Source organism: Streptomyces sp. GDS52 (assembly GCF_052246875.1).
Lineage (GTDB): Bacteria > Actinomycetota > Actinomycetes > Streptomycetales > Streptomycetaceae > Streptomyces > Streptomyces cathayae.
In genome coordinates this window covers 1,391,613-1,416,560 of sequence record NZ_CM125966.1, presented here as the reverse complement: position 1 = coordinate 1,416,560, position 24,948 = coordinate 1,391,613, and the positions used below count along the sequence as shown (strand labels likewise).

The following is a 24,948-nucleotide window of genomic DNA, read 5'->3' as shown; positions in this document are numbered from 1 at the left end:
GACTGGGAAGACCGTTCCGTGCACACCATGGGCAGAGGGAGGGCGATGCGTTGTACGCCTGGTGCGGTGCACGTCAGTTGACTCGACGATTGCCGGGCGGGGCCTCGCTCCGGCGCATCCCGACGACGACGGATCCCGGGCCCCCGGCGGACAGACTTTCGCGGATCAGGCCGAAGACCTCTCCGGCGTAGGGCACGAGATTCCTCGCCGGGCAGAACGGCGTGCGCTTGGCGATGTTCACGGTGCGTAACTCGCCTGCCCATGGATAGATGTCGCCGAAGACCGCGGCATGGAAAGCCTGGAGATGGCCGAGGTCGTACGCGCCGGGCAGGGGGCGTTCGGTGAGCATGACGAGACGCGCCCGGGTGATGTCCGCCTCCGCTGCCGCGAGCAGCCGGGGGTCGGTGATGCCGAGCTTGTTGCGCAGCACGCCGTTGGGCATGGCGTACGGATCGTTCACCCTGCCCGCCGCTGCGAAGTCGGTCGGTGGCGGGCGATCGCGCGAGCGACAAGGGCGTCCGCGTCGAGGTCCCCCTTTACGTACTCCTCGGTGTCCCGGTCGGAGGCCTCGGAGGCGTGGAGCCCTTCGGCCTCGATGGAACCGGTGGCCGAGGCGACGGCCGCACGCCGTGCCGCTCGGCCGCTCAGTGCCTCGAAGGCCTCGACGGACAGGAGGACACCCTGGGGCTTGCGGTGGGCGCCGATCAGGACCGGGTCGGCGTCCGCGCCGGACTCCGACAGGTCGGTCAGGATCCGAGACAGTCTCGCGCGCGCGTCGCTGACGGTCACGACTTCGGGGATCTCCACGCTGTCACCGTATCCATAGAGAGACTTGATTCTGTACAGATTCTAGTACGGATTCCGATGGGATGCGCGGTGTGGCGAGGATGGGGCCCGTCGTGTCGGCCGGCCTTGAGGACTGTCGTGAACTCACCGAACCCAGAGTGCGCAGAAACCCGGAAGCCGGCGTGCTCGTCACCGGCGGTGCCGCTCCGCAGAGAACCGCCGAACACATCCGGGAACTGCAGCGCCGGGGAATTCTGAGGCCCTTGCCATGAGCCGGTCACCTTCTGCCACACCACGGTGGCCGTACCCGGCGAGGCGGGGCCCGGCGACGTGGGGCCTGTGAACCGGCTTTCCGCGCAGGCAGCCCGGGCCGGGGGTGAACGGCAATTCCTATTTCTTTCAGTGGATATCGGTTCTCCTCCATGAATATCCTGATGTTGTGAAGCTTTCCGAGTGGGCGGCGCGCAACGGCGTGCATTACCAGACCGCGTGGACCTGGGCAAAGGAGGGCCGTATGCCGGTCCCGGTCGTGCAGACGCCGTCCGGTACATGGCTCGTGACCGAGCCCGCCCCGCAGGCCGCGGGGCGGGTCGTGGCGTACTGCCGTGTCTCGTCCGGTGACCGGAAAGCGGACCTGGAGCGCCAGGTCGCCCGGACCATGCAGGGCGCGACATCCCGGGGGCTGGCCGTCGCCGACGTGGTGACGGAGGTCGACTCCGGCGTGGACGGGCGCCGCCGCAAGCTGCACCGCCTGCTCGCCGACCCGGGCGTGGAAACGCTCGTGGTCGAACACCGTGACCGCCTCGCCCGGTTCGGCGTCGAGCACCTGGAGGCCGCTCTCTCAGCCACGGGGCGGCGCCTGGTTGTCCTCGACCCGGCAGAAACCACCGACGACCTCGTGCGGGACATCACCGAAGCCCTCACCTCGATGTGCGCCCGCCTGTACGACCGCCGCTCGGCGAAGAAGCGCGCTGCCCGGGCCGTCGCCGTCGCCACCGGACCGTAGGCAGCCGGATGAAGAAGAAGTTCACGCCGCGGCCCGGTTTCACCGTCCGCGCGTACAAGCTCGCGCTGGACCCGAACGCCACCGCCGGCCGCCGCCTGCACTCGCACGCGGGCGCCGCGCGTGCCGCCCACAACTGGGCGGTCGCATACATCACCACCGCGTGGTGGCAGCGCAGGGCCGAGCAGTCGTACGGCATTGCCGAGGACGAGCTGACACCGTGGCGGTCGTGGTCGCTGCCCTCGCTGCGCAAGGCGTTCAACGAGCACAAACGCACCGACCCGCGCTTCGCCGGCTGGTGGGAGGAGAACTCCAAGGAGGCGTACAACACCGGCCTGGCCAATGCGGCGGCGGCATTCGACAACTACGCGAAATCCAAGAGCGGCAGGCACAAGGGCCGCACGATGGGCGTCCCCCGCTTCTCAAGGCGAAGCGGAAAGCGCGCCTGACCTGCCGGTTCACCACCGGCACGATCCGTATCGAACCTGACGGACGGCACATCACCCTGCCCAGGATCGGCCGCGTCCGCCTTCACGAGGACGCCTCCCGCCTGCGGGCCCTCCTCGACACCGGGCAGATGCGGATCCTGTCCGCGACCGCACGTCTTCACCGAGGCCGCTGGTTCGTGTCGTTCCAGGTCGAGGAGAAGCACCAGCTGGTGAAGGTCGCCCGCCCGAACACGGCGGTCGGTATCGACCTCGGCACCAAGACGCTGGCCGTCCTCGCGGACAGCGACGGTGTCCTCGGCGAGGAGCCCAACCCACGCCACCTCGAGCGCGCACAGAGGCAGCTGCGCCGCGCCGTCCGTGTGGTCTCCCGCCGGCAGGGCCCCGACCGGCGCACCGGGCAGCGGGCGTCGAAGCGCTGGGAGAAGGCCAACCGGGCACGAAACAAGATCCACCACCGGGTCGCGAACCTCCGCGAGGACACCCTCCACAAGATGACCACCCGCCTCGCCCGCGAGTACGGCACCATCGTCGTCGAAGACCTCAACGTCGCCGGCATGGGCCGCAACCGGCGCCTGTCCCGCCGCGTCGCGGATGCCGCCTTCGGTGAAATCCGACGCCAGCTCACCTACAAGACCCGCCGGCGCGGCACGCGACTCGTCGTCGCCGACCGCTGGTACCCCTCCTCGAAGACCTGCTCCCGCTGCGGTGTGGTGAAAGCCAAGCTGCCCCTCGGCACGCGTGTCTTCGTGTGCGAAAACTGCGGACTGGTCATCGACCGGGACGCGAACGCCGGACACAACCTGGCCGCCCTCGCGGCCCGCACCACAGGTACCGGAGTGGCCGGAGACCTGGACCCCGTCAAGGCGGAGTCGAAGCCCCGTGGAGCCGACCACAAGACCCGCAGCACCCGACCGCGCCGCAAGGCCGGGACGGGGCGGGCAGGTGGCAGAATCCCCGGCCCCCGGGCCGGGAAAGAAACGGGAGACCGTCAACAAGCCGCCAGGGCACAACTCCCGCTCTGGTGAACTGTTACGGACCATTCCGGTGGAAACACCGGGATTACTGCGATCACTTGATGATCAAAGCAACGGTCATCCGCCGTCGGCGTGATCCGCGGGCTCCGGGGACAGGGCGAGGAGCGCGGCCAGTTCCTCCGGCGTCCGGGGCCCGGTGGCCGTGCCGGACAGCAGGCCCTGGGCGCGGAGCAGGCGGGCCGCCGCCACGCCCCAGGGCAGCCGCAGCCCCGCCGCCGCGAGGAGATCGGTGCGGGCCAGCATCGTGGGCGCCGGGCCGGTCCGGGCGCCCGACGGCGTGAGCAGGGCCGCGTCGTCGGCCCAGCGCAGGGCGAGATCCACGTCGTGGGTGGCCATGACGACCGTGGTGCCGTTCGCACGCAGCCCGTCGAGGGTGGCGAGCAGCCGCTCCTGGCCGTCGGGGTCGAGGCCCGCGGTCGGCTCGTCGAGGATCAGGACGCGGGGCCGCATGGCGACGGCTCCCGCGATCGCCGTCCGCTTGCGCTGCCCGTAGGACAGCAGGTGCGTGGGACGGTCGGCGAGGGCGGTGATGTCCAGCGCGGCCAGCGCCTCCGCGACCCGCGCCCGTACCTCCGCGTCGGACAGCCCCAGGTTGAGCGGCCCGAACGACACGTCCTGGCCCACGGACGCCGCGAACAGCTGGTCGTCGGGGTCCTGCACCACCAGCTGTACGGTCGTCCGCAGCCGGGTCAGCCCCTTGCGGTCGTACCGGACAGGCCGCCCCGCCACGGCCAACTCGCCTGTGCCCGGACGCAGTCCACCGCTCAGCAACCGCATCAGCGTCGTCTTGCCGCTCCCGTTGCGGCCCAGCAGGGCGAGCGCACGCCCCTCCCGCACCTCGAAGTCGAGGCCGGTGAGCACGGCCGGGCCGTCCTCGTACGCGAACGACGCGCCCCGCAGGGCGACCAGCGCGGGCCCGCTCACGACAGCGGCCTTTCCAGGACGAGGGTGAGGGCGGCCAGGGCCGCGAGGAGGGCCAGGCTCCCGACCGTGAAGCGCACCGAGACCCGCGCCTCCGGCACCAGCACGCGCAGCGTGCCGTCGTAACCGCGTCCGGCGAGCCCCGTCTGCAGCCGCGCCGCCCGGTCGAAGGACCGGACGAACGCGGTCGCGCCGAGCCCGCCCAGCGAACGCCAGGTCGCCGCCCGGGTGGTGTGCCCGAGCCGGGCCGCCTGAGCGTCCCCGATCCGGCGCACCGAGTCGAGCAGCAGGAAACTCATCCGGTACGTCACCAGCGCCACGTCCACCAGGGGAGCGGGCACCCCGGCCCGTACCAGGCGCGGCAGCAGATCGGACATCGGCGTGGTGAAGGCGAACAGCAGCACGCCCAGGGAGGCCGCCGAGGTGCGCAGCAGCAACTCCCCGGCGCGCAACGGCCCGCCGTCGGCCCAGGCCACGAACCCGCCCGGCCCGCCCACCTGCACCAGCAGTGTGAGCGCCCCGGTCACGCAGAAGCTCAGCGGCACCCGGTAGGCACGCCACAACCGCCGCCCCGGCACCCCCGCCGGGCCCAGCAGCACCGCGAGAGCGGTCAGCAGCACCAGGGCCGCGCCCGGCCAGGGCGGCAGCGAGATCGCCAGCACGGTGAGCCCCAGCCCGAGCACGGCCTTGTCCACGGGATGACGGCGGCGCCAGCGGCTGCTGTGCGCCGCCGCGTCGATCGGCAGCACGGGGGATCAGGCCCCGCTTCCGGCGGGGGCCGCGTCGTCGACGTCCGCCGCGGTGGTGGAGGTCCCCCGCTCCCGTTCCGCCCCCTGCCGGCGCCCCCGCCGCAGCCCGAAGTAGTACGCGAGCACGCCCGCGCCGATCGCCGCCTGGAGGGCGAACAGCGCCGACTCGATCTCCCCGGACGGCGGTTCGTACAGCGGCGAGAACCACGGCTCGTAGTCCGGGTCGATCTCGGTGATCGCGACCTCCGCCTCCGCGTCGGCGCCCGCGAACGGCTCCTCCTTGTGATCGCCGAGCCCGAACACCAGCGGCACCACGGCGAGCACGGCCACCAGAAGCAGCAACAGGGAGTTGATCTTCGCGTTCCGGCTCATCGGGCCACCGCCTCGCCCGTGCCCGCGCCTGCGTCCGTATCCGTGCCCGTGCCCGTGCTTGAGCCCGTGCCCGCCGACTTCTTCCCGAGCCCCGCCACCAGCACCCCGAGCCGGGTCAGTTCGCCCCTGCTGGACTGCACCAGCAGGCGCATCACCAGCACCGTCAGCAGCCCCTCGCTCACCGCGAGCGGAATCTGCGTGACGGCGAAGACGGAGCCGAACTTGCCCAGCGCGCCCAGGAATCCGCTCCCCGGGTCGGGAAAGGCGAGCGCCAGCTGCACACTCGTCACGCAGTACGTCGACAGGTCGGCGACGAACGCGCCGCAGAACACCGCCACCATCAGCGGCGCCCCGGACCGCCGCACCAGCCGGTAGACCCCGTATCCCGCCCACGGACCGACGACCGCCATCGAGAAGACGTTGGCGCCGAGCGTGGTCAGCCCGCCGTGGGCGAGCAACAGGGCCTGGAACAGCAGGGTGATGGTGCCCAGCACCGCCATGACCGGCGGCCGGAACAGGATGGCGCCCAGCCCGGTACCGGTGGGATGGGAGCAACTCCCGGTCACCGAGGGCAGTTTCAGCGCGGACAGGACGAAGGTGAACGCTCCCGACGCGCCCAGCAGCAGCGTGCTCTCGGGATGTTCCCTGACCTCACGGGTGAGCGTCCGGGCTCCGTGGACGACGAACGGCGCCGACGCGACGCCCCAGGCGACCGCGTGCGCCGGCGGTAGAAAACCCTCGGCTATGTGCATGACTCGGCAGACCCTCTCCAGCACCTCGTGGATGGTTGACGCGCCTTGGCCGGTCTCCTGGCTGACGGGTACCACCGCCCGTGCTCCGCCTTCCCGGGTCCGAGGTGGACCCAGTGGCTGCCGTTCGGTCCTGTCGGGGGACAGGGCCTGGGGCCGGAGCCGGACTTCCCGATCACAGTGGCGAGGGCCGCACCGGTATCGCACCGGATTTCCCGTTCACCAAGGCGTGGCGACCCTAGACCCCGTTCCGGGCCGCTGACAAGCACTTCCGGGGGGCGCGCGGACGGCGCCCGGCGGCGCGCGCCCGGCGGACCCGGTCCGCCGAAGCGCGGGAATGAGGGGAGGGGGTGCTGGGCAGAACCCTGCTGCAACTAATATGCAACAACGAGATCCGGGCAGCAAAGGTGTGGAATTCGATGACGACCCGACGAATAAAGGGTGCCGCCGTCGCGGCGACCATGGCCGCCGCGGTCGCCGCGTGCTCGGCCCCCGGCGGCGGCACGGACGGCGCCGCGAGCGGCGGGTCCGCCGACTCCGTGGTGATCGGGGTCCCCTCCGAACCGGACACGCTGAGCCCCCTGCTCGGCTACGGCAAGGACGGCAACTCCAAGATCTTCGACGGGCTGCTCGCCCGGGACGCCGACCTGGAGCTCGAGCCCGCCCTCGCCAAGGCGCTCCCCGAGATCACCGACGACGGCCGCACCTACACCTACACCCTGCGCCCGGACGTGAAGTTCAGCGACGGCGAACCCCTCACCGCCGAAGACGTGGTCTACACGTACGAGACGGTCCTCGACGACAAGACCAACAACACCGCCAAGAGCGAACTGGACGCTGTCAAGGAGATCCGCGCCGACGGCGACGACAAGGTCGTCTTCACCCTCAAGTACCCCTACGCGGCCTTCCCGGCCCGCACCGTCCTGCCCATCGTCCCCGAACACGTCGCGGGCGAGCAGGACCCCAACACCGGCGTCTTCAACACCGCGCCGATCGGCACCGGACCGTACCTCCTCACCGGCTGGAGCAAGGGCGAGAAGCTCACCTTCAAGGCGAACCCCGACTACTGGGGCGGCGCACCGAAGGTGAAGAAGCTCACCATGGCGATCATCGCCGACGACGACGTCCGCGCCACCCGGCTGCGCTCCGGCGACCTCGACGGCGCGACCCTCCCGCCCAACCTCGCCGCCACCTTCAAGAACGACGACGGCCGCAAGACCTACCAGGCCACCACCTACGACTTCCGCGCCGTCACCCTCCCCACCGGGAACAAGATCACCGGCGACACCACGATCCGCCGCGCCCTCGACCTCGCCGTGGACCGCCAGGCCATGGTCGACAAGATCCTCGACGGCGCCGGCCGCCCCGCCTACGGGCCGCTGCCCCTCGACGACCCCTGGTACGCCAAGGATGTCGAACGCCCCCAGGACCTCGCCGAGGCCAAGAAGACCCTCGACCGCGACGGCTGGAAGACCGGCACGGACGGCATCCGCGCCAAGGACGGCACCCGCGCCGCCTTCACCCTCTTCTACCCCTCCGGCGACAAGGTCCGCCAGGACCACGCCCTCGCCTACGCCTCCGACGCCAAGAAGGCCGGCATCGACGTCAAGGTCGAGGGCGCCACCTGGGAGGTCATCGAACCCCGCATGGGCAAGGACGCCGTCCTCGCCGGCTTCGGCAGCACCGGCGACCCCGACTTCGGCCTCTACACCCTGCTCCACTCCTCCCTCGCCGGCGACGGCTTCAACAACATGCCCCACTACGACGACCCCGCCGTCGACGAGGCCCTCGAAACCGGCCGCCGCGCCCAGAACCCCGACGACCGCAAGGCCGCCTACGACGACCTCCAGCGCGCACTCGTCAAGAACCCCGGCTACACCTTCCTCACCCACATCGACCACCTCTACGTCCTCGACGACCGCTGGGGCGACCTCACCACCCAGGTCGAACCGCACGAGCACGGCTTCGCCAGCGGCCCCTGGTGGAACGCCGAGGACTGGCAGCCCAAGAATTGAAGACCCTGCCCTGGACGGCGATGGGACACCTCGTGGCACGGCGGGCCCTGCTCGCCGTGCCCGTCCTCCTCGTCGTCACCTTCGGTGCCTTCGCCCTCGCCGCCGCCTCCCCGTTCGACCCCGTCAAGGCCTACGCCGGAACCGCCGCCCTCGGCGCCGACCAGGAAACCCTGGACCGGCTCCGCGACAACCTCGGCGTGGACCGGCCCTTCGCCGTCCGCTGGTGGGAGTGGTTGACCTCCGCCCTCACCGGCGACCTCGGCCACTCCAGCGTGATGCGGCAGCCGGTGGCCGAGGCGATCGGCGAACGGCTGGTCTGGTCGACCCTGCTGTGCACCGTCGCGTTCGCCGTCGCCGTCCTCCTCGGCACCCTGCTCGGCGTCCTCGCCGCCCGCCGCCCCGGCTCGCTCGTCGACCGCACGGTCACCTCCCTCGCCTACTCCCTGGAAGCCGCGCCGGTCTTCTGGATCGCCCTGCTCGCCGTCTGGATGTTCGCCCTCCACCTCGACGTCCTCCCGGCCGGCGGCCTCACCGACACCGGCAGCGAACACGTCACCGCAGGCCAGGTCACCAGCCACCTGATCCTGCCCGCCGGCGTCCTAGCCGTCTCCCAGCTGCCCTGGTTCACCCTCTACGTCCGCCAGGGCGTCGGCGACGCCCTGGCCGAGGACCCCGTGCGCGGCGCCCGCGCCCGCGGCCTCGCCGAACGCACCGTCCTGCTCGGCCACGCCCTGCGCTCCGGACTGCTGCCGGTGCTCACCCTCATCGGCTCCCGCGTCCCCGAACTCATCACCGGCGCCCTCCTGGTGGAGACCGTCTTCAGCTGGCCCGGCATCGCCGCCGCCACCGTCGAGGCGGCCACCGCCGTCGACTTCCCCCTCCTGGCCGCCCTGACGACCCTCGCCACCGCCGCCGTCCTCGCCGGAAACCTCCTCGCCGACCTCCTGTACGGACTGATCGACCCGAGGGTCAAGCTGGAGGAGATGTGATCCCCATGGCTGACACCACCGCGGAGAAGGCCGACGCGACCACCCCCACGGCCGACGCGACCACCCCCACGGCCGCCGCGGCCGCCTGGCGCTCGCACGGCACCACCCGCCGCTCCACCCACACCCTGCGCCTGCGCGTCTCCGCCACCCTGGTCGCCCTCACCGCCCTCGCGGTGCTGCTCGTCCCCCCACTGGTCCAGCTCGACCAGCAGGCCGTCGACCTCGCCTCGAAACTCCTCCCACCCAGCTGGTCCCACCCCTTCGGCACCGACGACGTCGGCCGCGACCTGCTGCTGCGCTGCGTCTACGGCCTGCGCGTCTCCCTGCTCGTCGGCGTCGTGGCCGCGCTCACCGCCACCGTCATCGGCACCGCCGTCGGAGCCACCGCCGGAGCCCTCGGCGGCTGGGTCGACCGCCTCGTCATGCGCCTGGTCGACACCATCGCCTCCGTCCCGCACCTGCTGCTCGGCATCTTCATCGTCGCCCTGTTCCGCCCCGGCGTCTGGCCCGTGGTGATCTCGGTCGCCCTCACCCACTGGCTGTCCACCGCCCGCATCGTCCGCGCCGAGGTCCTCTCCCTGCGCTCCCGCCCCTACATCGACGCCGCCGTCTCCGGCGGCGCCTCCCGCCTGCGGGTCGCGCTGCGGCACCTGCTGCCCGGAGTGCTGCCCCAGGCCGGCCTCGCCGCCGTCCTGATGATCCCGCACGCCATGTGGCACGAGTCGGCGCTGTCCTTCCTCGGCCTCGGCCTGCCCACCCACACCGCCAGCCTCGGCACCCTCATCCAGGGCGCCCGTGGCTCCCTGCTCGCCGGCCACTGGTGGCCCACCCTCTTCCCCGGCCTGTTCCTGATCATCCCCACCCTCGCCATCGCCGGACTCGCCGGAGTCTGGCGGGAGCGGATCAACCCCCGCCGCCGATCGGAGCTGACGCTATGACCGAGCGACCTCCCGTGCTGTCGGTCCGCGGACTGTCGGTCCGCTTCCTGGTACCCGGCGGCGGCCGCATCGCCGCCGTCACCGACGCCCACTTCGACGTCGTACCCGGCGAATGCCTCGCCCTGATCGGCGAGAGCGGCTGCGGCAAGTCCGTCCTGGCCTCCGCCCTGCTCGGCCTGCTCCCCGCCAACGCCCAGACCGCCGGCCACGCCCTGCTCGGCGACCTCGACCTGCTCACCGCCGACGAACGCACCCTCGCCCGCACCGTGCGCGGCCGCCGCATCGGCCTCATCCCGCAGAGCCCCGCCGCCCACCTCACCCCCGTCCGCACCATCCGTTCCCAAGTGGAGGAGACGGTCGCCGAACTCACCGGCGTCCGCGGCCGCACGGCCCTGCGCGCCGCCGCCGAGCAGGCCGCCGCCCGCGCCGCCTTCCCCGCCGACCACCTCGACCGCCACCCCCACGAACTCTCCGGCGGCCTCGCCCAACGCGCCGCCACCGCCCTCGCCCTCATCGGCGACGCGCCCCTCCTGCTCGCCGACGAACCCACCACCGGCCTCGACCGCGACCTGGTGGACCACACCGTCGACGAACTCCGCCGCCACGTCGACGCCCCTGGCGACGGCACCGACCACGCCCGAGCCCTGCTGATGATCACCCACGACCTGGCGGCAGCCGAACGCATCGCCGACCGGGTCGCCGTCATGTACGCGGGCCGCATCGTCGAACTCACCGACGCCGACACCTTCTTCGGCGCCCCCGGCCCCCGCCACCCCTACAGCCGAGGCCTCCTCAACGCCCTCCCCGACCGCGCCTTCACCCCCATCCCCGGCATGCCCCCCGAACTCGGCGCCCTCCCCGAGGGCTGCGCCTTCGCCCCCCGCTGCGACCGCGCCACGGCCACCTGCGCCACCCTCCCGCCCCTCACCGCGTCGGTCGCCTGCCACCACCCGGTCCCGGTTCCGGTCGAGGCCCTGGAGGACGTCCGTGCTTGAACTCCGCTCCATCACCGCCGGCTACGACCGCCGGACCCCCGCCGTCCGGAACGCCTCCCTCACCCTCGCCCCCGGCGAGGCCGTCGGCCTGCTCGGCCCCAGCGGCTGCGGCAAGTCCACCCTCGCCAAGGTCGCCGCCCTCCTCCACCGCCCCGACGCCGGCACCCTCCTCCTCGACGGCACCCCCGTACGCCACTGGCGCCACCGCGCCCCCCGCGCGCTGCGCACCGCCTTCGGCGTCGTCTTCCAGCAGCCCCGCCTCTCCGCCGACCCCCGCCTGACCCTCGCCGACCTGATCGCCGAACCCCTGCGCGCCACGGGCCGCCGCGCCGAGGCCCCCGACCGGGTCGCCGAACTGGCCTCCACCGTCGGCCTCACCCCCGACCTGCTCACCCGCCGCCCCCACGAGGTCAGCGACGGCCAGCTCCAACGCGCCTGCCTCGCCCGCGCGTTGGTGCTCCGCCCCCGCTGGCTGATCTGCGACGAGATGACCGCCATGCTCGACGCCTCGACCACGGCCGCCCTGGTGGCGGTGGTCGAGGCCTACCGCACCGAAACCGGCGCCGCCCTCCTCGCCGTGGGCCACGACCGCACCCTCCTCGACCGCTGGTGCGACCGCACGGTCCACTGGGACACGGTGGCGGCGCCCGGCGCACCGACGGCCAAGGCGATTCAGCAGAACTTCCCTGCTTCGCCGGGCGGTTGAGCCCGCTGGACACGGAGTCCCGTCCTGCTACGGGCGTTCGCCTCGGCCAGCCGGGCCCGGAACAGCTCCTCCGCGGTGAGTGGCCGAACGCGCTCCGGGGACGCGTCCCACTCCCGCCCACCGGACAGCGGCCGGAGCTGAAGGTACGGTCCCGCGTGCCCCATGACGACGCCGACGCGATCCCGCTCGACGTCCAGGACGGTGGTGCCGGGCGGGGGAGGAACGGGCTCGGGGACGCCGGGACTCGGCTCGCTCACCGGGCGGCGCCCCTCGCGATGACGGCCGCGAGGGCCAGCGCGACGGGAGCCGAGCAGACACCGAGGTGCACGAGGGCGTAACGCGCACTGGCGGGCGTACGGAGGCCCTCGGCCGCGTCCGCCGTCCGCTCCTCCATGTCGTCGGGCAGCACGTCTCCCCACGGGGTACGGACGTCCATCGCCGGGAGCTGGATACCGGCCTGGGTGAGGGCGGCGGCAAGGGCGTCACGAGCGTCGGTGGCTTCCTGGAGCTTGGGGGTGGGGCGGCGTGTTGCCATGAGGGGCCTTCCGTTCGGAACGGGCGAGGGGCGGGTGCGACCGGGCAGATTCGCGATTCGGCCACCACCGCCCAGCACCACGTATTACGGTGCGTAGTCAGTGCGTTACGAGAATGCAGTCGGGGTGGGGCGCGACGTGCCGTGGGCGCGGCCGGGTTCCCCTCCCGGAAACGCATGTGCCACACGTTCCACGGAGGTGAGTCACCTTGCCGCAGCGCCGCATCGTCACAGGCCGCAGTCAGGAACCGCGCCAGCGATTCGCTGAGGAGTTACGGCAGTTGAGGACGGCAAGGGGCGACAGCCTGCGACAGCTCGGGGAACGGATGGGCTGGGACTGGTCCTTGTTCGGAAAGATGGAGAAGGGCGACACCCTGGGCGGCCCCGAGGTCGTCCAGGCATTGGACCAGTACTACGGGACGCCGGGGCTCCTGCTCGCCCTCTGGGAACTGGCCGCCGGCGACCACACCCAGTTCCGTGAGCGGTATCGCCGGTACATGGCGCTGGAGGCCGAGGCGGTGAGCCTGTGGCACTTCGCGGTGAGCGTGCTGCCGGGGCTGTTGCAGACGCCGGGCTACGCGCGGGAGGTGCTGGCGGCGGGCGGAAGCCGAGGGGTAGAACTGGAGCAACAGATCAAGGCCCGGATCGGGCGGCAGGAGCTGCTGGAAAGCGAATCATCACCACCGTTTCGCACAATCCTGGCCGAGGCGGTCCTGCGTACACCATTGCAGGACGAGGGTGAGTGGCGGACCCAACTCGCCTACCTGGCTGAGGTGGCCGAGCGGGAGAACGTGACGATTCAGGTGCTGCCGCAGAGGGCAGGGGTACATGGGCTGGTCGCCACGGACGTGTGGTTCCTGCGTCTCACGGACGGTCGCCCCGTGGCCTACACGGAGAATGCGCACGGGGGTGAACTCATCGAGGAAAACGCTCGGATCGAGCGCCTGCAGCGTGCCTACGATGTGGTGCGCGACAAGGCCATGTCCCCTGCTGAGTCGCGGAAATTCATCCTGCGCATGTTGGAGGAGTCGCCGTGCGATCCATAGACCCGGGCGCCGTGACGTGGCGCAAGAGCAGCTACAGCAATCCAGACGGCGGCGCCTGTCTGGAGGTCTCCGACGACTGGCTGTCCGTCGTTCCCGTGCGCGACAGTAAGACGCCGGGAGGCCCAGTACTCGTCCTGGCGTCGGGGGGTTGGGCCTCCTTCGTCACTGCTGTGAAAAACCGTGAGCTGGGCGTCTGACTCACGCAACGGATGTCAACGATGGCCCCGCTCACCGCCCGGTGAGCGGGGCCATCGGCCAGTTGGAGAGGCCGACCACCATTCCGGCTGCGGCGAGGGCATGCAGAGGTGCCCTGCGATCGGGTCCCTGCGGGTGCGGGGAGCAGACCTGCGGCAAGTTCCCCGCTTGCCGGGCCGCCGGACCATCCCCGCGGGTGCGGGGAGCAGGCGCTGCCGACGATGACCACCGGCAGTGCGATGGGACCATCCCCGCGGGTGCGGGGAGCAGAGGGTGCGGCCTTCGACGTAGACCCCGCCGAGGGGACCATCCCCGCGGGTGCGGGGAGCAGACTGCTTAACTTGGGATTTTATCGTGGCGGGAGCGTGGTTTCACACACTTTTACAGAAGCCGGCAAGTGGGGCATTTTGCTCTTCTTGATCTTTTTGTGCGGCTGGAGTGGTCGCAGCGTAGGAGAGCAATTTTCTGTGCTGGACGAAGAGGCTGCGGCGTTACGGCTCAGCCGCGTGGGCCACGACCGCACCCTCCTCGACCGCTGGTGCGACCGCACGGTCCACTGGGACACGGTGACGGCCCCCGACGCACCGGCGGCCGAGGCGAGCTGACGGAACTCGGGGGTGCATGACGATCTTCCCTACGTGCCCCCTGCGGGCGAGTTCCTCCTGTGCCCGAGCGGCCTGGTCCAGTGGGAAGGTCGCGGCGACGACGGGCTGGACCCCGGCCCGACGGGCCAGGTCCATGAGGAGGCCGAAGTGTGTGGGCGTGTGCATCGCGGAGCCGATGACCTGCGCGTTGTGCAGGTAGAGACGGCGCACGTCGAAGGCCACGTCGTGCCCGCCCAGTGCGCCGGCGATGACCCACCGGCCTCCTTCGCGCAGCAGCGGCAGACCTTCACTCACCAGTTCGCCGGCCACGACGTCGAGTGCGACGTCGATGCCCTCTGGGGCGGCGGCGCGGATCTGCCGGGCGACGTCTCGTGCGCGGTCGACGACTTCGTGCGCGCCCGCCCCGCGCACCGCGTCGATCTTGGCTCCGCTACTGATGGCGAGCACCCTTGCCCCGCGCGCGCGGGCGATCTGCACCAGCGCGAGGCCGACGCCGCCGGACGCCCCCGAGACCAGGACGGTTTCCCCCGCCCGCAGTCGACCCCGCTCGATCATGCCCAGCGCCGTGCCGTAGGCGGTCGGCAACGTCGCGAGCTGATCGTCCGTGAGCGGGGAATCCGTCACGTCGTGCACACGCTCCGCCGACGCGGTCACGTACTCGGCGTAACCACCGTCGCGCTCGCTCCCCATCAGGCCCACCGGGTTGGCGTCCGGCCCTTCGATGTCGTAGATCGCGGGGTCGACGACCACTCGGCGCCCGACGAGGTTTCCGTCCACGTCGGGGCCGACCGCCACGACCCGGCCGGCCACGTCGGCGCCCTGGATGCGCGGGAAGTCGATCGGGCCCCGCCAGCCCGACAGCGCCTTCGGGTCCCCCGGGCGGCCGTAGGCGCCCTCCCGGGTCCACAGGTCGGTGTTGTTCAGCGCCACCGCGCCGACCCGGACCAGTACCTCTCCCGCCTGCGGGGCGGGCACGGCCACCTCCGTCAGCTCCAGGACCTCCGGCCCTCCGTGCCCGGTGATACGCACCGCACGCATGAACTGGGACGCACTCATCGCTTGAACCTCCTCGCAGGTATACTGATCTGTGAACATCCACCACCGTACGCTGATCGGCAAGGGAGTGCCTCATGCAGGAAGGGCGGCCCATGACGCCGGCCGGACGCCGCATCGTGGCGGCCGCCGAGGAACTGTTCTACAACCGCGGGATCACAGCGGTCGGCGTGGACCTGATCGCCGAGCACTCAGGCGTCACCAAGCGGACCCTGTACAACCAGTTCGGGTCGAAGGACCGCCTCGTGGCGACCTACCTCGCGGAACGCGACCAGCGTTGGCGGTCACTCGTCCGCGCCGCTGTCGACGCCTGCGGCAGCCCCGTCGAGGCCGTCACCGCACCCTTCGACGCACTGCGGACCTGGAGCGGAACCAACACCCGTGGATGTGCGTTCATCAACGCACTGGCCGAACTCCCCGACCCCTCGCACCCCGCGCACCGCATCGCCGCGGCCCAGAAACGCTGGTTGCTGAACCTGTTCGAGGAACTCGCCACCGCGGCAGGCTGCTCGGGCCCGGCCACCCTCGCCACCCGGCTCCTCGTGCTGCACGAGGGTGCCGTCGCCACGCAGCCCCTCTCGCTCGACACTCTTCCGCACAGCACTGACCTGGCACGATCCCTGGTCAAAGCCAGCGCGCCCCCGCCGCTGGTGCTATGACCGCATAGGTGCGCCGGTTTCGCGGTCGGAGCGGTCGGATTGGGTGGTGGGCTGCGACGTGGAAGACAGCCGGCCCGGTGTGTCGTCTGCCCGGTCCGCGCAGTGAGCGTATCGACGTCACGCCCCACGTAATCTCTTTTCGTGCCAGCCTCCCGCCTGCATCGCGTCGCCGTCCTCGTGCTCGAGGGAGCGAAGCCGCTCGATGTCGGAATTCCCGCGCAGGTCTTCACGACCCGCGCGAGCATGCCGTACGAGGTGCGGGTGTGCGGGGCGACACCCGGTCTGGTGACCGGCGGCGACGGCCTCGCGTACCACGTCGCCCACGGCCTCGACGCCCTTGCGTGGGCCGACATCGTCTTCGTCCCCGGCTACCGGTTCCCGGACCGCGACGACCCGCCGCAGGCCGTCGTCGACGCCCTGCGCACCGCCCACGACCGGGGCGCGCGGCTCGCCGCCATCTCGACGGGCGCCTTCGCGCTCGCCGCCACGGGCCTGCTCGACGGCAGGCGCGCCACGACGCACTGGCACTACACGCGGGCGCTGACGGCGAAGCATCCGCTCGTCCGGGTCGACGAGAACGTGCTGTTCGTCGACGAGGGGAGCGTGCTCACCTCGGCCGGCGCCGCCTCCGGCATCGACCTGTGCCTGCACATCCTGCGCGGCGACCTCGGAGTGGCCGCGTCCAACCACGCGGCCCGCCGCCTGGTCGCGGCCCCCTACCGCAGCGGCGGCCAGGCCCAGTACGTGCCGCGCAGCGTCCCCGAGCCGCTCGGCGAGCGGTTCGCCGTCACCCGCGAGTGGGCGCTGCACCGGCTCGGCGAGCCCCTCACCCTCGACATACTGGCGCGGCAGGCGGGAGTCTCGCCGCGCACGTTCTCCCGGCGCTTCGTCGAGGAGACCGGCTACACGCCGATGCAGTGGGTGATGCGCGCCCGCATCGACCTGGCCCGCGAACTGCTCGAGCGCTCGCAGCGCAGCGTCGAACAGATCGCCGCCGACGCCGGGCTCGGCACCGGCGCGAATCTGCGCCTGCACTTCCAGCGCATCCTCGGCACCACCCCGAGCGAGTACCGGCGCACCTTCACCCTGGGCGAGTGACCCGCCCGGCACCGCGTGGCGGGATCCTTTTGAACCATGGCTGCCTCGCCACTGTCAGCGCCGCGAGCCACGGGCGAGCCTGGTGGAGAAGGGAAGGGACATCACTCATGACTCGCATCGCCATCAACGGATTCGGCCGCATCGGACGCAATGTGCTGCGCGCACTGCTGGAGCGCGACAGCACCCTCGAGATCGTCGCCGTCAACGACCTGACGGAGCCCGCCACGCTCGCCCGGCTGCTCGCCTACGACAGCACGGCCGGCCGGCTCGGGCGCCCGGTGACCGTCGACGGGAACGTCCTCGTCGTCGACGGCCGCCGGATCACGGTGCTGGCCGAGCGGGAACCGGCGCAGCTGCCGTGGGCCGAACTCGGCGTCGACATCGTCCTGGAAGCCACCGGCCGCTTCACCTCGGCCAAGGCAGCCCGCGCCCACCTCGACGCGGGCGCGAAGAAGGTGCTCGTCAGCGCGCCGTCGGACGGCGCCGACGTCACGCTCGCGTTCGGGGTCAACACCGACGCCTACGACCCGGCCGTGCACACGATCGTCTCGAACGCCTCCTGCACCACCAACGCGCTCGCACCGCTGGCCGCGGTCCTCGACGAACTCGCCGGTATCGAGCACGGGTTCATGACGACGGTGCACGCCTACACGCAGGAGCAGAACCTGCAGGACGGTCCGCACCGCGACGCCCGCCGCGCCCGGGCCGCCGGCGTCAACATCGTGCCGACCACGACCGGTGCCGCCAAGGCGATCGGCCTCGTGCTGCCGAACCTCGAGGGCAAGCTGTCGGGCGACTCGATCCGCGTACCGGTTCCGGTGGGCTCGATCGTCGAACTCAACACGACCGTCGCCCGTGACGTGACGCGCGAGGACGTGCTGGCGGCGTACCGTGCCGCGGCGCAGGGGCCGCTCGCCGGCGTCCTCGAGTACTCGGACGACCCGCTCGTGTCGTCCGACATCACGGGCAATCCCGCCTCGTCCATCTTCGACTCGGCCCTCACCCGCGTCGACGGCCGCCACGTCAAGGTGGTCGCCTGGTACGACAACGAGTGGGGCTTCTCGAACCGGGTGATCGACACGCTCGAACTCCTCGCCACCCGCTGACCGGGCGCCGGGGGCGGCACCCCGCCTCCGGCGCCCGCGCCGACCGGCACTTCCCTTGAGCGCTCTGGCTGCCCAGTCGGGCAGCCAGAGCGCTCAAGGCGCAGAACTCGTGGGTGTGGCTGTCTCGCCCACCGGTTCGGAAACGCGGCCGGCCGGCCCAGCGGTCCCGGCAGATGATCGACGCGGTGCATCACCTCGTCGACGGCGGAAGCCGTGTTCGTGACCATGAACCTGCTGAACTGCGAGCCGGCCGAAGCACGACGAGCCTTCCTCGACACCCCATGCCGCGACGCCGAACGCCGCTTCCACGACCACCCCATGGACCCGCTCGAAGAGGCCGCCGACACCGACGCCCGCCAGCAACAGCGGCCCGACAGAGAACCTTGACCCGGCCATCGAGGCTCCGCCGACCGCGTGGTCGAGGTTCGTGCAGTCCTGCCACAGATTCAGCCGCCTGCACGCCGGAACCCAGGCAGGCCGCTCCCCGACTACCGCTGCTCCGCATGACGGCCACAGCAAGGGACATCACCGAGGATCTGATCCGGGATCTGCTGCGTGAGCAGCACCCCGACCTGGCGGATCACCCCCTGAAGCTCGGCGCGCTCGGCTGGGACAACCAGGTGTGGCGGCTCGGCGACGACCTCGCCGTCCGGTTGCCCCGGGCGACGCAGTTCGTGCGCCCTTGCTGCCGCACGCCGAAGCCGACTCTGCCCTGTCGGCATCGCTCGCGGGGCACCGCCATCGATCTCGCGGTGCTCCACGGCATTCAGCCCTCAGGAGGGTGGAGCGCGCAGGGATGCTCAGCCGTGTGAGGTCCCGGCCACGTCGACCGCTTCGAAGCCTTCGCGACGCATCCGCTCACTCCCCAGGCGCCGAGCGGCCCGAGCGCTTGATTGAGCGTGCGCCCGTGCTCGGTCAGGGAGTACTCCACTCGTGGCGGCACCTCGGCATAAACCTCCCGGTGCACGAGACCGTCCGCCTCCATTTCGCGCAGGTGCTGCGTCAGCATTTTCTCGCTCACTCCCGGCAGACCGCGACGGAGCTCGGCGAAGCGGCGTACGCGACGGGCATCGAGTTCCCAGAGGATCAGTCCCTTCCACTTGCCGCTCACCACATCGAGCGCAGCGTCGATGCCGCAGATGTAAGGCCCGCGTCTCGGCGCCTTGGCCATCACTGGTCCCCTTACGAAAAGGTAAGTACCGCAGAAAATAGTGGGTACTTCCGAGCGTACTGGCGCTCTTCGAGGATGGAGGAGTGAACGAACAACGGAACCTCACCACCAGGCAGAACAGCGCTGTCACCGTGATCGGACTCGGCCCGATGGGCCAGGCGATGACACGCACCCTCCTCGCCGCCGGCCACCCGGTCACCGTCTGGAACCGCACCGCCGGTCGGGCCGACGGCGTCGTCACCGACGGAGCAACGCTCGCGGTGACACCCGCCGAGGCGGTCGAAGCGAGTGACCTCGTGCTCCTGAGCCTCACCGACTACCAGGCCATGTACGACGTCCTCGACGGTGCCACCGAATCACTCGCCGGCCGGACGCTGGTCAACCTGAGCTCCGACACTCCCGACGCCACACGCGAGGCAGCCACCTGGGCAGCGGGCCACGACGCCACCTTCCTCACCGGAGGCGTCATGGTCCCCGCGCCGATGGTCGGCACGGAGGCCGCCCATGTCTACTACAGCGGCCCCGACGACGCGATGCAGCGCCACCTGGCGACGTTGGCCCTACTGGGAACACCAAAGCATCTGGGCGAGGACCCGGGCCTCGCCCAGATGATGTACCAAGCCCAACTCACGGTGTTCCTCACCACCTTGTCCGGACTGATGCACGCCACCGCGATGCTGGGCACCGCAGGAATCAAGGCCAGGGAAGCGCTGCCGGAGCTGCTCTCCTTCGCGGACTCGATCGGCGACATCCTGAGGGCCGGCGAAGAGAACCCCGGCGCCGCGCTCGATGCCGGAGAGCATCCCGGCGACCTCAGCACGGTCACCATGATGGGTGCGACGTCCGACCACATCGTCGAGACCAGCACGTCACTCGGCCTCGACCTCGCGCTTCCCCTGGCCGTGCAGGCCCACTACCGGCGCGCGATCGAGGACGGACACGGCGGCGACAACTGGACCCGCATCATCGACGGCATCCGAGGACCGCGCTGACCGAACGCGGGACCGATGAACACAGACCCAGCCGCGACGCACGCGGTCGGCTTCGGGGCCGCGTTCGGCAAGGGCAGGTGTTCCCACAGCGGTCGTCGGCCCCGGGAACATCTCCGCAGGTGCACGGAACGAGGTTGGCGACGGCCAACTCCAACGCGCTTGCCTCGCCCGCGCGCTGCTCCTGCGCCCCCGCCGACTGATCTGCGACGAGATGACCGCCATGCTCGACGCCTCAACAACGGCCGCACCGGGCAAGGCCGTCGAGGACTACCGCACCGCAACAGGCGCGAGCCTGCTGACTGCGGGCCACGACCGCACCCTCCTCGACCGCTGGTGCGACCGCACGGTCCACTGGGACACGGTGGCGGCGCCGGCGGTGGAGAACGCGGTGGGCGGGGAGAGTGGTCAGGGCGGCCGGGCAAGGAAGGCGGGCCCGGCCGCTCTCGTCCGTTCGAAGTGGCCACCGGGCGACGAACGGACCGGGCCGGCCGCGGACCGGCGCGGAGACGGGTGTGCCGGGGCGGTGCCGGTCGCGCGGCCGATGAGCGCGCGGGGCGAGGCGACATGAACAGCTGCCGTCACCGCCGTCCGGCAGGACCTCAGCGGGTGTCCCCCAGGGAGGCGAGCAGCGTGCGCAGGAGCTGGTTGAGCTCGTCGGTGGCGTCGTCGTCGAGGCCCGAGAGGATCCTGCGCTGGTTGTGCACATGGCCCTGGACGGTTCTGTCGACGAGTTCCCCGCCCTGGTCGGTCAGGGCGATGTGCAGGCTGCGCCGGTCTCCCGGCACGGCCTCGCGGACGACCAGGCCGCGCGCGACGAGCCGGTCGACGCGGTTGGTCAGTGCCGCCGAACCGATCATGACGCTCGCGGCCAGTTCCTTGGCGGTGAGCGGCCGGCTGCTGCGGCGGAGCGTGGCGAGGACGTCGAACTCCCACGTCTCCATGCCGTGCTGGGCGAAGTACTCCTTGAGGTGTCCGTTGACCAGGCGTGACAGGCGCAGGATGCGGCCGACGGCGCCCATCGCGTCGAGGTCCAGGTCTCCGCGCTGAGCTCTCCACTGGTCGAGGAAGTCGTCGACGGCGTCGCGCATGGGGGGTGCCTCGCCTTCATGTGTGGTTCACCCAGATTAATTCGATGGCGAACTGTTTGACCCAAGGCTAGGGCATGCCATAATGGTTCGATGTCAGGTAGTTCGATGTCGAACGATTGGGGGAGGAACGTGGAGTCGATGGAGTTGTCTGCGACGGACCACGGCACGGTGTCCCGCGTCATCCGCTCGCGGCGCAGCATCCGCCACTACCGGCCGGATCCGGTGCCCGCCGAACTGCTTCGGGAACTGGTCGACCTCGCCCTGGAAGCGCCGTCGAGCTTCAACCTGCAGCCCCGGTCCGTCGTCGTCGTCACCGGCGAGCAGGGCCGCAAGGCGCTCACGGAGGCCACCGGCGGGCAGCCGCACCCCCAGGAAGCACCCGTGGTGCTGGTGTTCGTCGCGGAGTCCGGCGCCTGGCGCGAGGACCGCGGCGACATCTGGGAGCAGGCCCGGCTGAACGACGCCTGGTCCGAGCGGTTCGCCGCGGCCATGCCCGAGGACGTACGCGCCTTCCACGAGGATCTGCACACCCGCGATCTGGGTCGTGAGTACGCGGTCAAGGACGCCATGATCGCCGCGTCCTTCCTGATGATCGCCGCGCACGCCGCCGGTCTGGCCACCAGTCCCATGAACGGCTGGGACGAGGCGGAGGTCAAGAAGGCCATCGGCATCGCGGACCGCGAGGACCTGCACATCGCTCTGCTCGTCCCGCTCGGCCACCCGGCCGAGACCCGCGTCCATCCCGGCCGCCGAGGCCGTTCCCTGACCGTGTTCCAGGAGACCTACGGCCGGTAGGCGCACACGTACCTGCTTCTGCACCGAACCACACAGGGGGGGTTGGTCCTCGTGACCGTTGTCAACAAGCTCGTCCAGGTCGCCGGCGCCATCGACACTGCCGAGGCGGACATGATCATCGGCGAGGGGGCGGGCCGGCTCAACGAACACGCGTTCATGATCCCCGGCATCGGCGACTTCGGCGACCGGTTCTTCGGGACCACCGACTCCGGAGCCGAGAAGTGAACAGCCAGCGCGTCGCGGTCACCTCCGCGGTCACCGCCCTCGCTCCCGCGGTCTGGGGCTCCACCTATCTGGTCACCACCGAATTCCTGCCCCCCGACCGGCCGCTGCTGGCCTCCACCGTGCGGGCGCTGCCGGCCGGACTGATCCTGCTGCTGATCACCCGCACGCTGCCCAGGGGCATCTGGTGGTGGAGGGCCGTCGTCCTCGGCGTGCTGAACATCGGCGCGTTCTTCTACTTCCTGTTCCTCGCCGCCTATCACCTGCCCGGCGGGGTGGCCGCGCTGGTGATGTCCGTCCAGCCGATGATCGTCCTCCTGCTGGGCCCGGTGCTGCTGCAGGACCGTATCCGGCCGGTTCACCTCACGTCGTGTCTTCTCGGCGCGGCGGGCGTGGCCCTGCTGGTCCTCCAGCCGGACGCGGGCCTGGACGCCACCGGCATCACGGCGGGCCTGCTCGGCGCGCTGTCCATGGGTTCCGGCATCGTCCTCACCAAGAGGTGGGGGCGCCCCGACGGCGTCGGTCTGCTGACCTTCACCGGCTGGCAGCTGACCGTGGGCGGCCTGGTCCTGCTGCCCGTCACCCTGCTCGGCGAAGACCTGCCGGACCACCTCACCTGGGGCAACGTCGGCGGCTTCGCCTACCTCGGCATCATCGGCGCGCTGATCGCCTATGTGCTGTGGTTCCGAGGCCTGTCGCAGTTGCCGGCGCTCGCCGCCTCCTTCCTGTCGTTCGCCTCGCCGCTGTGCGCCGCGGTCCTGGGATACCTCTTCCTGGACGAGAGCCTGCGGCCGCTGCAACTGCTCGGCGCGACGGCCGTGGTCGGAGCCGTCGTCCTCGCCCAGCCGCGCACCGGCAGAACCAGACCAGCACCGTCGCAGCCGGACCGGGCCACCAGCCGGGTCCAGCACGACTCACACCCGTTCAGGGGATCCACCAACAACGAGTAGCCAAGTACCGGTATCAGGAGTGTTCTTCAAGCACGCGTCGCTGCGCGGTCTGCCGCACCACCAGGTGCGGTCCAGACCCGACGACATCGAGGTCACCGCCGCCGGAGGCGACCTCACCTTCCACGAACTCAAGGCCGGGGCCGACCGGCTCGGCTCCCACCTGGCGGCGCTCGGCGCAGCACCCGACACCTGCGTCGGGCTCTGCGCCGAACCCTCCGCCGACCTGGTGACCGGCGTCTGGGGCATCCTCACCGCAGGCGCCGCCTACCTGCCGCTGTCGCCCGACTACCCCGAGGCCCGGCTGCGGTACATGGTCGAGAACGCGGGCGTCCGGATCGTCGTCACCCAGCCGCACCCGGCGGACCGGCTCGAGAGCCTGGCCCCCCGGGGCACGATCGTGGTCACCGCCGCCGACGCCCCGGAAACCGGGAACCCCCTCCGGCCCGACGGCCCGCAGGCCCACCACCTCGCCTACGTCATCCACACCTCCGGCAGCACCGGCAAGCCCAAGGGCGTGATGATCGAGCAGCGCAGCATCGTCTCCCAGCCGCGCCGGCTGGCCGACTGCGGCCACCTCGGCCCGGACGTGTCCATCCTGCAGAAGACACCGATGAGCTTCGACGCCGCCCAGTGGGAGATCCTCGCCTGCGCGGTCGGCGCCCGGGTCGTCATGGGCGCCCCGGGACTCTTCCGGAACCCCGAAGGCATCCTGAAGCCGCTCGGCGAGGAGGTGGTGGAGCGCCGGCACGTCATCGCCATCGACCAGGGCGTCTACGACCGGTCCGCGATCGGCATCAGCGCGGTGTCCCGGGCGGGCGAGGAACAGCGGCACCACGTCGTGCTCGGCACGCTGCTGCACCACCTGCAACGCACCGGGCACATGGGCTTCATGTCGTCCGGCTCCTCCTCGAAGACCGGCAACCCGCTGCCGGCCTCCCGGCGCCTGGACGACCTGCTCGCCGAAGCGGGCATCCCCGCGGCTCCCGCGTCGTACTTCTTCGTCGGCGGCCGCATCACCCCCGGACAGGCCGCACACGAGGGCATGGACGAGGACGCCGTGCACACCAACGACCCGGCAGAGACGATCCGCGACGACCTCGCACAGTTCCTGCCCGACTACATGATCCCGGCCCGCGTGGTGGTGAACGAACTGCCGCTCACCGTCAACGGCAAGATCGACGCCAAGGCCACCGCACGGCTGCCGGAGGTGGCCGCGACCGGCACCTCGGCCGTCCACATCGCCCCGGCGACCCCGACCGAGCAGGGGCTGGCGGCCGTGGGGCCGGATGCTGAAGTACGACACCGTCTCCACCCAGGACGGGTTCTTCGCCGCGGGCGGCGACTCCCTGCACGCCGTGGCGCTGGTGAACCGGATCAACAAGGAGTTCGGGACACGCCTCCCGCTCCAGGTGCTCTTCGAGACGCCGAAACTCCAGGACCTGGCCACCCGCGTCGACGACGGCGCACCGCTGCGCAGCTTCCGCCTGGTGTCACCGCACCCCGGCGGCTACGGCGACCCGGTGTTCGTCTGGCCGGGCCTGGGCGGCTCCCTGATGAACCTGCGCCTGCTCGTCCGGGACGCCCGCCTCCGCCGGCACGGCAACCGTGTCGGCGACCTTCCCGGCCGTGGTGTCGGCGGATTCTCACGGCTGCTGTGCTCAGACTGCCGGACCGTCGGGAATGCGGAAATCACCCGGAATTGATTCAAGATGCAACATGTTGGGGAGGGT

29 protein-coding genes, 4 pseudogenes and 1 riboswitch are annotated in these 24,948 nt (G+C 71.3%); of the genes and pseudogenes, 22 read left to right on the top strand and 11 right to left on the bottom strand.

Annotated elements, in window-relative coordinates; translation table 11 throughout:
• Positions 1–73: 73 nt before the first annotated feature.
• Both ACTWJ9_RS06380 and ACTWJ9_RS06375 read right to left on the bottom strand, forming a co-directional pair.
• Complete coding sequence (locus tag ACTWJ9_RS06380; RefSeq protein WP_443295315.1) at positions 74–460, bottom strand: Fic/DOC family protein; 387 nt, start codon at positions 458–460, stop codon at positions 74–76.
• Positions 457–807: a type II toxin-antitoxin system Phd/YefM family antitoxin gene (locus tag ACTWJ9_RS06375; protein WP_388702210.1), complete on the bottom strand. Its 351-nt coding sequence runs from the start codon at positions 805–807 to the stop codon at positions 457–459. Before ACTWJ9_RS06375 ends, ACTWJ9_RS06380 begins: the two co-directional genes overlap by 4 nt.
• A gap of 418 nt (positions 808–1,225) precedes the next feature.
• On the opposite strand from ACTWJ9_RS06375, the gene ACTWJ9_RS06370 reads away from it, so the two are divergent.
• The 3 genes from ACTWJ9_RS06370 to ACTWJ9_RS06360 are packed head-to-tail and all read left to right on the top strand — an operon-like array spanning position 1,226 to position 3,263.
• Positions 1,226–1,792 carry an IS607 family transposase gene (locus ACTWJ9_RS06370; protein WP_443295314.1) on the top strand — a complete coding sequence of 189 codons (567 nt, stop codon included), beginning with the start codon at positions 1,226–1,228 and terminating at the stop codon, positions 1,790–1,792.
• A gap of 8 nt (positions 1,793–1,800) precedes the next feature.
• Positions 1,801–2,238, top strand: coding sequence for a helix-turn-helix domain-containing protein (locus tag ACTWJ9_RS06365; RefSeq protein WP_388702208.1), 438 nt, complete (start codon positions 1,801–1,803; stop codon positions 2,236–2,238).
• Positions 2,145–3,263 carry an RNA-guided endonuclease TnpB family protein gene (locus tag ACTWJ9_RS06360; RefSeq protein WP_443295859.1) on the top strand — a complete coding sequence of 373 codons (1,119 nt, stop codon included), beginning with the start codon at positions 2,145–2,147 and terminating at the stop codon, positions 3,261–3,263. Before ACTWJ9_RS06365 ends, ACTWJ9_RS06360 begins: the two co-directional genes overlap by 94 nt.
• Positions 3,264–3,329: 66 nt before the next feature.
• Here ACTWJ9_RS06360 and ACTWJ9_RS06355 read toward each other — a convergent pair whose 3' ends face one another.
• The 4 genes from ACTWJ9_RS06355 to ACTWJ9_RS06340 are packed head-to-tail and all read right to left on the bottom strand — an operon-like array spanning position 3,330 to position 6,066.
• Positions 3,330–4,196, bottom strand: coding sequence for an energy-coupling factor ABC transporter ATP-binding protein (locus ACTWJ9_RS06355; RefSeq protein ID WP_443295313.1), 867 nt, complete (start codon positions 4,194–4,196; stop codon positions 3,330–3,332).
• Positions 4,193–4,942 (bottom strand): cobalt ECF transporter T component CbiQ, encoded by a 750-nt coding sequence (cbiQ, locus tag ACTWJ9_RS06350; RefSeq protein WP_443295312.1) that lies wholly within the window; start codon positions 4,940–4,942, stop codon positions 4,193–4,195. The genes ACTWJ9_RS06355 and cbiQ overlap by 4 nt, the downstream gene beginning before the upstream one ends.
• 6 nt (positions 4,943–4,948) lie before the next feature.
• On the bottom strand, positions 4,949–5,314 hold the full coding sequence (locus tag ACTWJ9_RS06345; protein WP_279333228.1) for an energy-coupling factor ABC transporter substrate-binding protein: 366 nt from the start codon (positions 5,312–5,314) through the stop codon (positions 4,949–4,951).
• Positions 5,311–6,066, bottom strand: coding sequence for an energy-coupling factor ABC transporter permease (locus ACTWJ9_RS06340; RefSeq protein WP_443295311.1), 756 nt, complete (start codon positions 6,064–6,066; stop codon positions 5,311–5,313). Before ACTWJ9_RS06340 ends, ACTWJ9_RS06345 begins: the two co-directional genes overlap by 4 nt.
• 30 nt (positions 6,067–6,096) lie before the next feature.
• Positions 6,097–6,305, bottom strand: a riboswitch (cobalamin riboswitch).
• A 177-nt stretch (positions 6,306–6,482) separates the two neighbouring features.
• Here ACTWJ9_RS06340 and ACTWJ9_RS06335 point away from each other — a divergent pair.
• From ACTWJ9_RS06335 to ACTWJ9_RS06315, 5 genes are read left to right on the top strand one after another with little or no spacing between them, the layout of a single operon-like run.
• Complete coding sequence (locus tag ACTWJ9_RS06335) at positions 6,483–8,078, top strand: ABC transporter substrate-binding protein (RefSeq protein ID WP_443295858.1); 1,596 nt, start codon at positions 6,483–6,485, stop codon at positions 8,076–8,078.
• Between the two features lie 20 nt (positions 8,079–8,098).
• Positions 8,099–9,067, top strand: coding sequence for an ABC transporter permease (locus ACTWJ9_RS06330; protein ID WP_384206222.1), 969 nt, complete (start codon positions 8,099–8,101; stop codon positions 9,065–9,067).
• Positions 9,068–9,072: 5 nt separating this feature from the next.
• Positions 9,073–10,005, top strand: coding sequence for an ABC transporter permease (locus ACTWJ9_RS06325; RefSeq protein WP_443295310.1), 933 nt, complete (start codon positions 9,073–9,075; stop codon positions 10,003–10,005).
• Positions 10,002–11,000 carry an ABC transporter ATP-binding protein gene (locus ACTWJ9_RS06320; protein ID WP_443295309.1) on the top strand — a complete coding sequence of 333 codons (999 nt, stop codon included), beginning with the start codon at positions 10,002–10,004 and terminating at the stop codon, positions 10,998–11,000. The genes ACTWJ9_RS06325 and ACTWJ9_RS06320 overlap by 4 nt, the downstream gene beginning before the upstream one ends.
• Entirely contained in the window at positions 10,993–11,706 is a 714-nt protein-coding gene (locus ACTWJ9_RS06315) for an ABC transporter ATP-binding protein (protein ID WP_443295308.1), read from the top strand. The genes ACTWJ9_RS06320 and ACTWJ9_RS06315 overlap by 8 nt, the downstream gene beginning before the upstream one ends.
• Here ACTWJ9_RS06315 and ACTWJ9_RS06310 read toward each other — a convergent pair.
• Both ACTWJ9_RS06310 and ACTWJ9_RS06305 read right to left on the bottom strand, forming a co-directional pair.
• A complete protein-coding gene (locus ACTWJ9_RS06310; protein ID WP_423836079.1) occupies positions 11,673–11,963 on the bottom strand; it encodes a hypothetical protein in 291 nt (96 codons plus the stop codon). The two genes, ACTWJ9_RS06315 and ACTWJ9_RS06310, sit on opposite strands and share 34 nt — an antisense overlap.
• Positions 11,960–12,241, bottom strand: a complete 282-nt coding sequence (locus ACTWJ9_RS06305; RefSeq protein WP_279333221.1) for a hypothetical protein — start codon at positions 12,239–12,241, stop codon at positions 11,960–11,962. Before ACTWJ9_RS06305 ends, ACTWJ9_RS06310 begins: the two co-directional genes overlap by 4 nt.
• 206 nt (positions 12,242–12,447) lie before the next feature.
• On the opposite strand from ACTWJ9_RS06305, the gene ACTWJ9_RS06300 reads away from it, so the two are divergent.
• Complete coding sequence (locus ACTWJ9_RS06300; RefSeq protein ID WP_279333219.1) at positions 12,448–13,284, top strand: helix-turn-helix domain-containing protein; 837 nt, start codon at positions 12,448–12,450, stop codon at positions 13,282–13,284.
• Positions 13,272–13,481, top strand: a complete 210-nt coding sequence (locus ACTWJ9_RS06295; RefSeq protein ID WP_279333217.1) for a DUF397 domain-containing protein — start codon at positions 13,272–13,274, stop codon at positions 13,479–13,481. Before ACTWJ9_RS06300 ends, ACTWJ9_RS06295 begins: the two co-directional genes overlap by 13 nt.
• 489 nt (positions 13,482–13,970) lie before the next feature.
• On the opposite strand, the gene ACTWJ9_RS06290 is transcribed toward ACTWJ9_RS06295, so the two are convergent.
• On the bottom strand, positions 13,971–15,140 hold the full coding sequence (locus ACTWJ9_RS06290; protein WP_443295307.1) for a zinc-binding dehydrogenase: 1,170 nt from the start codon (positions 15,138–15,140) through the stop codon (positions 13,971–13,973).
• 74 nt (positions 15,141–15,214) lie between these two features.
• Between ACTWJ9_RS06290 and ACTWJ9_RS06285 the strand changes: the two genes are divergently transcribed.
• The 5 genes and pseudogenes from ACTWJ9_RS06285 to ACTWJ9_RS06265 form a co-directional block, all read left to right on the top strand.
• Positions 15,215–15,796: a TetR/AcrR family transcriptional regulator gene (locus ACTWJ9_RS06285; protein ID WP_279333215.1), complete on the top strand. Its 582-nt coding sequence runs from the start codon at positions 15,215–15,217 to the stop codon at positions 15,794–15,796.
• A gap of 141 nt (positions 15,797–15,937) precedes the next feature.
• The gene (locus tag ACTWJ9_RS06280; protein ID WP_387035072.1) at positions 15,938–16,894 is read left to right on the top strand and encodes a GlxA family transcriptional regulator; all 957 of its coding nucleotides are present in this window, start codon (positions 15,938–15,940) and stop codon (positions 16,892–16,894) included.
• 107 nt (positions 16,895–17,001) lie between these two features.
• Entirely contained in the window at positions 17,002–18,000 is a 999-nt protein-coding gene (gene gap / locus ACTWJ9_RS06275) for a type I glyceraldehyde-3-phosphate dehydrogenase (protein WP_279333212.1), read from the top strand.
• 219 nt (positions 18,001–18,219) lie between these two features.
• Positions 18,220–18,387, top strand: coding sequence for a hypothetical protein (locus ACTWJ9_RS06270; protein WP_279333211.1), 168 nt, complete (start codon positions 18,220–18,222; stop codon positions 18,385–18,387).
• 116 nt (positions 18,388–18,503) lie between these two features.
• Positions 18,504–18,713 (top strand): annotated as a pseudogene (locus ACTWJ9_RS06265) (aminoglycoside phosphotransferase); the annotation flags it as partial.
• 87 nt (positions 18,714–18,800) lie between these two features.
• On the opposite strand, the pseudogene ACTWJ9_RS06260 reads toward ACTWJ9_RS06265, so the two are convergent.
• Positions 18,801–19,171: pseudogene (locus ACTWJ9_RS06260) on the bottom strand (winged helix-turn-helix transcriptional regulator).
• An 83-nt stretch (positions 19,172–19,254) separates the two neighbouring features.
• On the opposite strand from ACTWJ9_RS06260, the gene ACTWJ9_RS06255 reads away from it, so the two are divergent.
• Both ACTWJ9_RS06255 and ACTWJ9_RS06250 read left to right on the top strand, forming a co-directional pair.
• A complete protein-coding gene (locus ACTWJ9_RS06255) occupies positions 19,255–20,163 on the top strand; it encodes an NAD(P)-dependent oxidoreductase (protein WP_279333209.1) in 909 nt (302 codons plus the stop codon).
• Positions 20,164–20,290: 127 nt separating this feature from the next.
• Positions 20,291–20,731 (top strand): annotated as a pseudogene (locus ACTWJ9_RS06250) (hypothetical protein); the annotation flags it as partial.
• A 31-nt stretch (positions 20,732–20,762) separates the two neighbouring features.
• On the opposite strand, the gene ACTWJ9_RS06245 reads toward ACTWJ9_RS06250, so the two are convergent.
• Positions 20,763–21,251 (bottom strand): MarR family winged helix-turn-helix transcriptional regulator, encoded by a 489-nt coding sequence (locus tag ACTWJ9_RS06245; protein WP_279333208.1) that lies wholly within the window; start codon positions 21,249–21,251, stop codon positions 20,763–20,765.
• Positions 21,252–21,389: 138 nt separating this feature from the next.
• On the opposite strand from ACTWJ9_RS06245, the gene ACTWJ9_RS06240 reads away from it, so the two are divergent.
• From ACTWJ9_RS06240 to ACTWJ9_RS06220, 5 genes and pseudogenes are all read left to right on the top strand, one after another.
• Positions 21,390–22,046, top strand: a complete 657-nt coding sequence (locus ACTWJ9_RS06240) for a nitroreductase family protein (protein ID WP_443295306.1) — start codon at positions 21,390–21,392, stop codon at positions 22,044–22,046.
• Positions 22,047–22,097: 51 nt separating this feature from the next.
• Positions 22,098–22,271 (top strand): uracil phosphoribosyltransferase, encoded by a 174-nt coding sequence (locus ACTWJ9_RS06235; RefSeq protein WP_279333205.1) that lies wholly within the window; start codon positions 22,098–22,100, stop codon positions 22,269–22,271.
• Entirely contained in the window at positions 22,268–23,218 is a 951-nt protein-coding gene (locus ACTWJ9_RS06230) for an EamA family transporter (protein WP_443295305.1), read from the top strand. Before ACTWJ9_RS06235 ends, ACTWJ9_RS06230 begins: the two co-directional genes overlap by 4 nt.
• 19 nt (positions 23,219–23,237) lie before the next feature.
• A pseudogene (locus ACTWJ9_RS06225) lies at positions 23,238–23,852 on the top strand (AMP-binding protein); the annotation flags it as partial.
• 652 nt (positions 23,853–24,504) lie between these two features.
• Positions 24,505–24,921: an acyl carrier protein gene (locus ACTWJ9_RS06220; protein WP_387041803.1), complete on the top strand. Its 417-nt coding sequence runs from the start codon at positions 24,505–24,507 to the stop codon at positions 24,919–24,921.
• Positions 24,922–24,948 lie beyond the last annotated feature (27 nt).

What these genes read in the sequence shown, in the direction of transcription:
- ACTWJ9_RS06335 (WP_443295858.1), top strand. Translation starts at nt 6,483, where the DNA reads ATGACGACCCGACGAATAAAGGGTGCCGCCGTCGCGGCGACCATGGCC.
- ACTWJ9_RS06345 (WP_279333228.1), bottom strand. Translation starts at nt 5,314, where the DNA reads ATGAGCCGGAACGCGAAGATCAACTCCCTGTTGCTGCTTCTGGTGGCC.
- ACTWJ9_RS06365 (WP_388702208.1), top strand. Translation starts at nt 1,801, where the DNA reads ATGAAGAAGAAGTTCACGCCGCGGCCCGGTTTCACCGTCCGCGCGTAC.
- ACTWJ9_RS06330 (WP_384206222.1), top strand. Translation starts at nt 8,099, where the DNA reads ATGGGACACCTCGTGGCACGGCGGGCCCTGCTCGCCGTGCCCGTCCTC.
- ACTWJ9_RS06220 (WP_387041803.1), top strand. Translation starts at nt 24,505, where the DNA reads ATGCTGAAGTACGACACCGTCTCCACCCAGGACGGGTTCTTCGCCGCG.
- ACTWJ9_RS06325 (WP_443295310.1), top strand. Translation starts at nt 9,073, where the DNA reads ATGGCTGACACCACCGCGGAGAAGGCCGACGCGACCACCCCCACGGCC.
- gap (WP_279333212.1), top strand. Translation starts at nt 17,002, where the DNA reads ATGACTCGCATCGCCATCAACGGATTCGGCCGCATCGGACGCAATGTG.
- ACTWJ9_RS06285 (WP_279333215.1), top strand. Translation starts at nt 15,215, where the DNA reads ATGCAGGAAGGGCGGCCCATGACGCCGGCCGGACGCCGCATCGTGGCG.
- ACTWJ9_RS06245 (WP_279333208.1), bottom strand. Translation starts at nt 21,251, where the DNA reads ATGCGCGACGCCGTCGACGACTTCCTCGACCAGTGGAGAGCTCAGCGC.
- ACTWJ9_RS06305 (WP_279333221.1), bottom strand. Translation starts at nt 12,241, where the DNA reads ATGGCAACACGCCGCCCCACCCCCAAGCTCCAGGAAGCCACCGACGCT.
- ACTWJ9_RS06320 (WP_443295309.1), top strand. Translation starts at nt 10,002, where the DNA reads ATGACCGAGCGACCTCCCGTGCTGTCGGTCCGCGGACTGTCGGTCCGC.
- ACTWJ9_RS06240 (WP_443295306.1), top strand. Translation starts at nt 21,390, where the DNA reads ATGGAGTTGTCTGCGACGGACCACGGCACGGTGTCCCGCGTCATCCGC.
- ACTWJ9_RS06340 (WP_443295311.1), bottom strand. Translation starts at nt 6,066, where the DNA reads ATGCACATAGCCGAGGGTTTTCTACCGCCGGCGCACGCGGTCGCCTGG.
- ACTWJ9_RS06290 (WP_443295307.1), bottom strand. Translation starts at nt 15,140, where the DNA reads ATGAGTGCGTCCCAGTTCATGCGTGCGGTGCGTATCACCGGGCACGGA.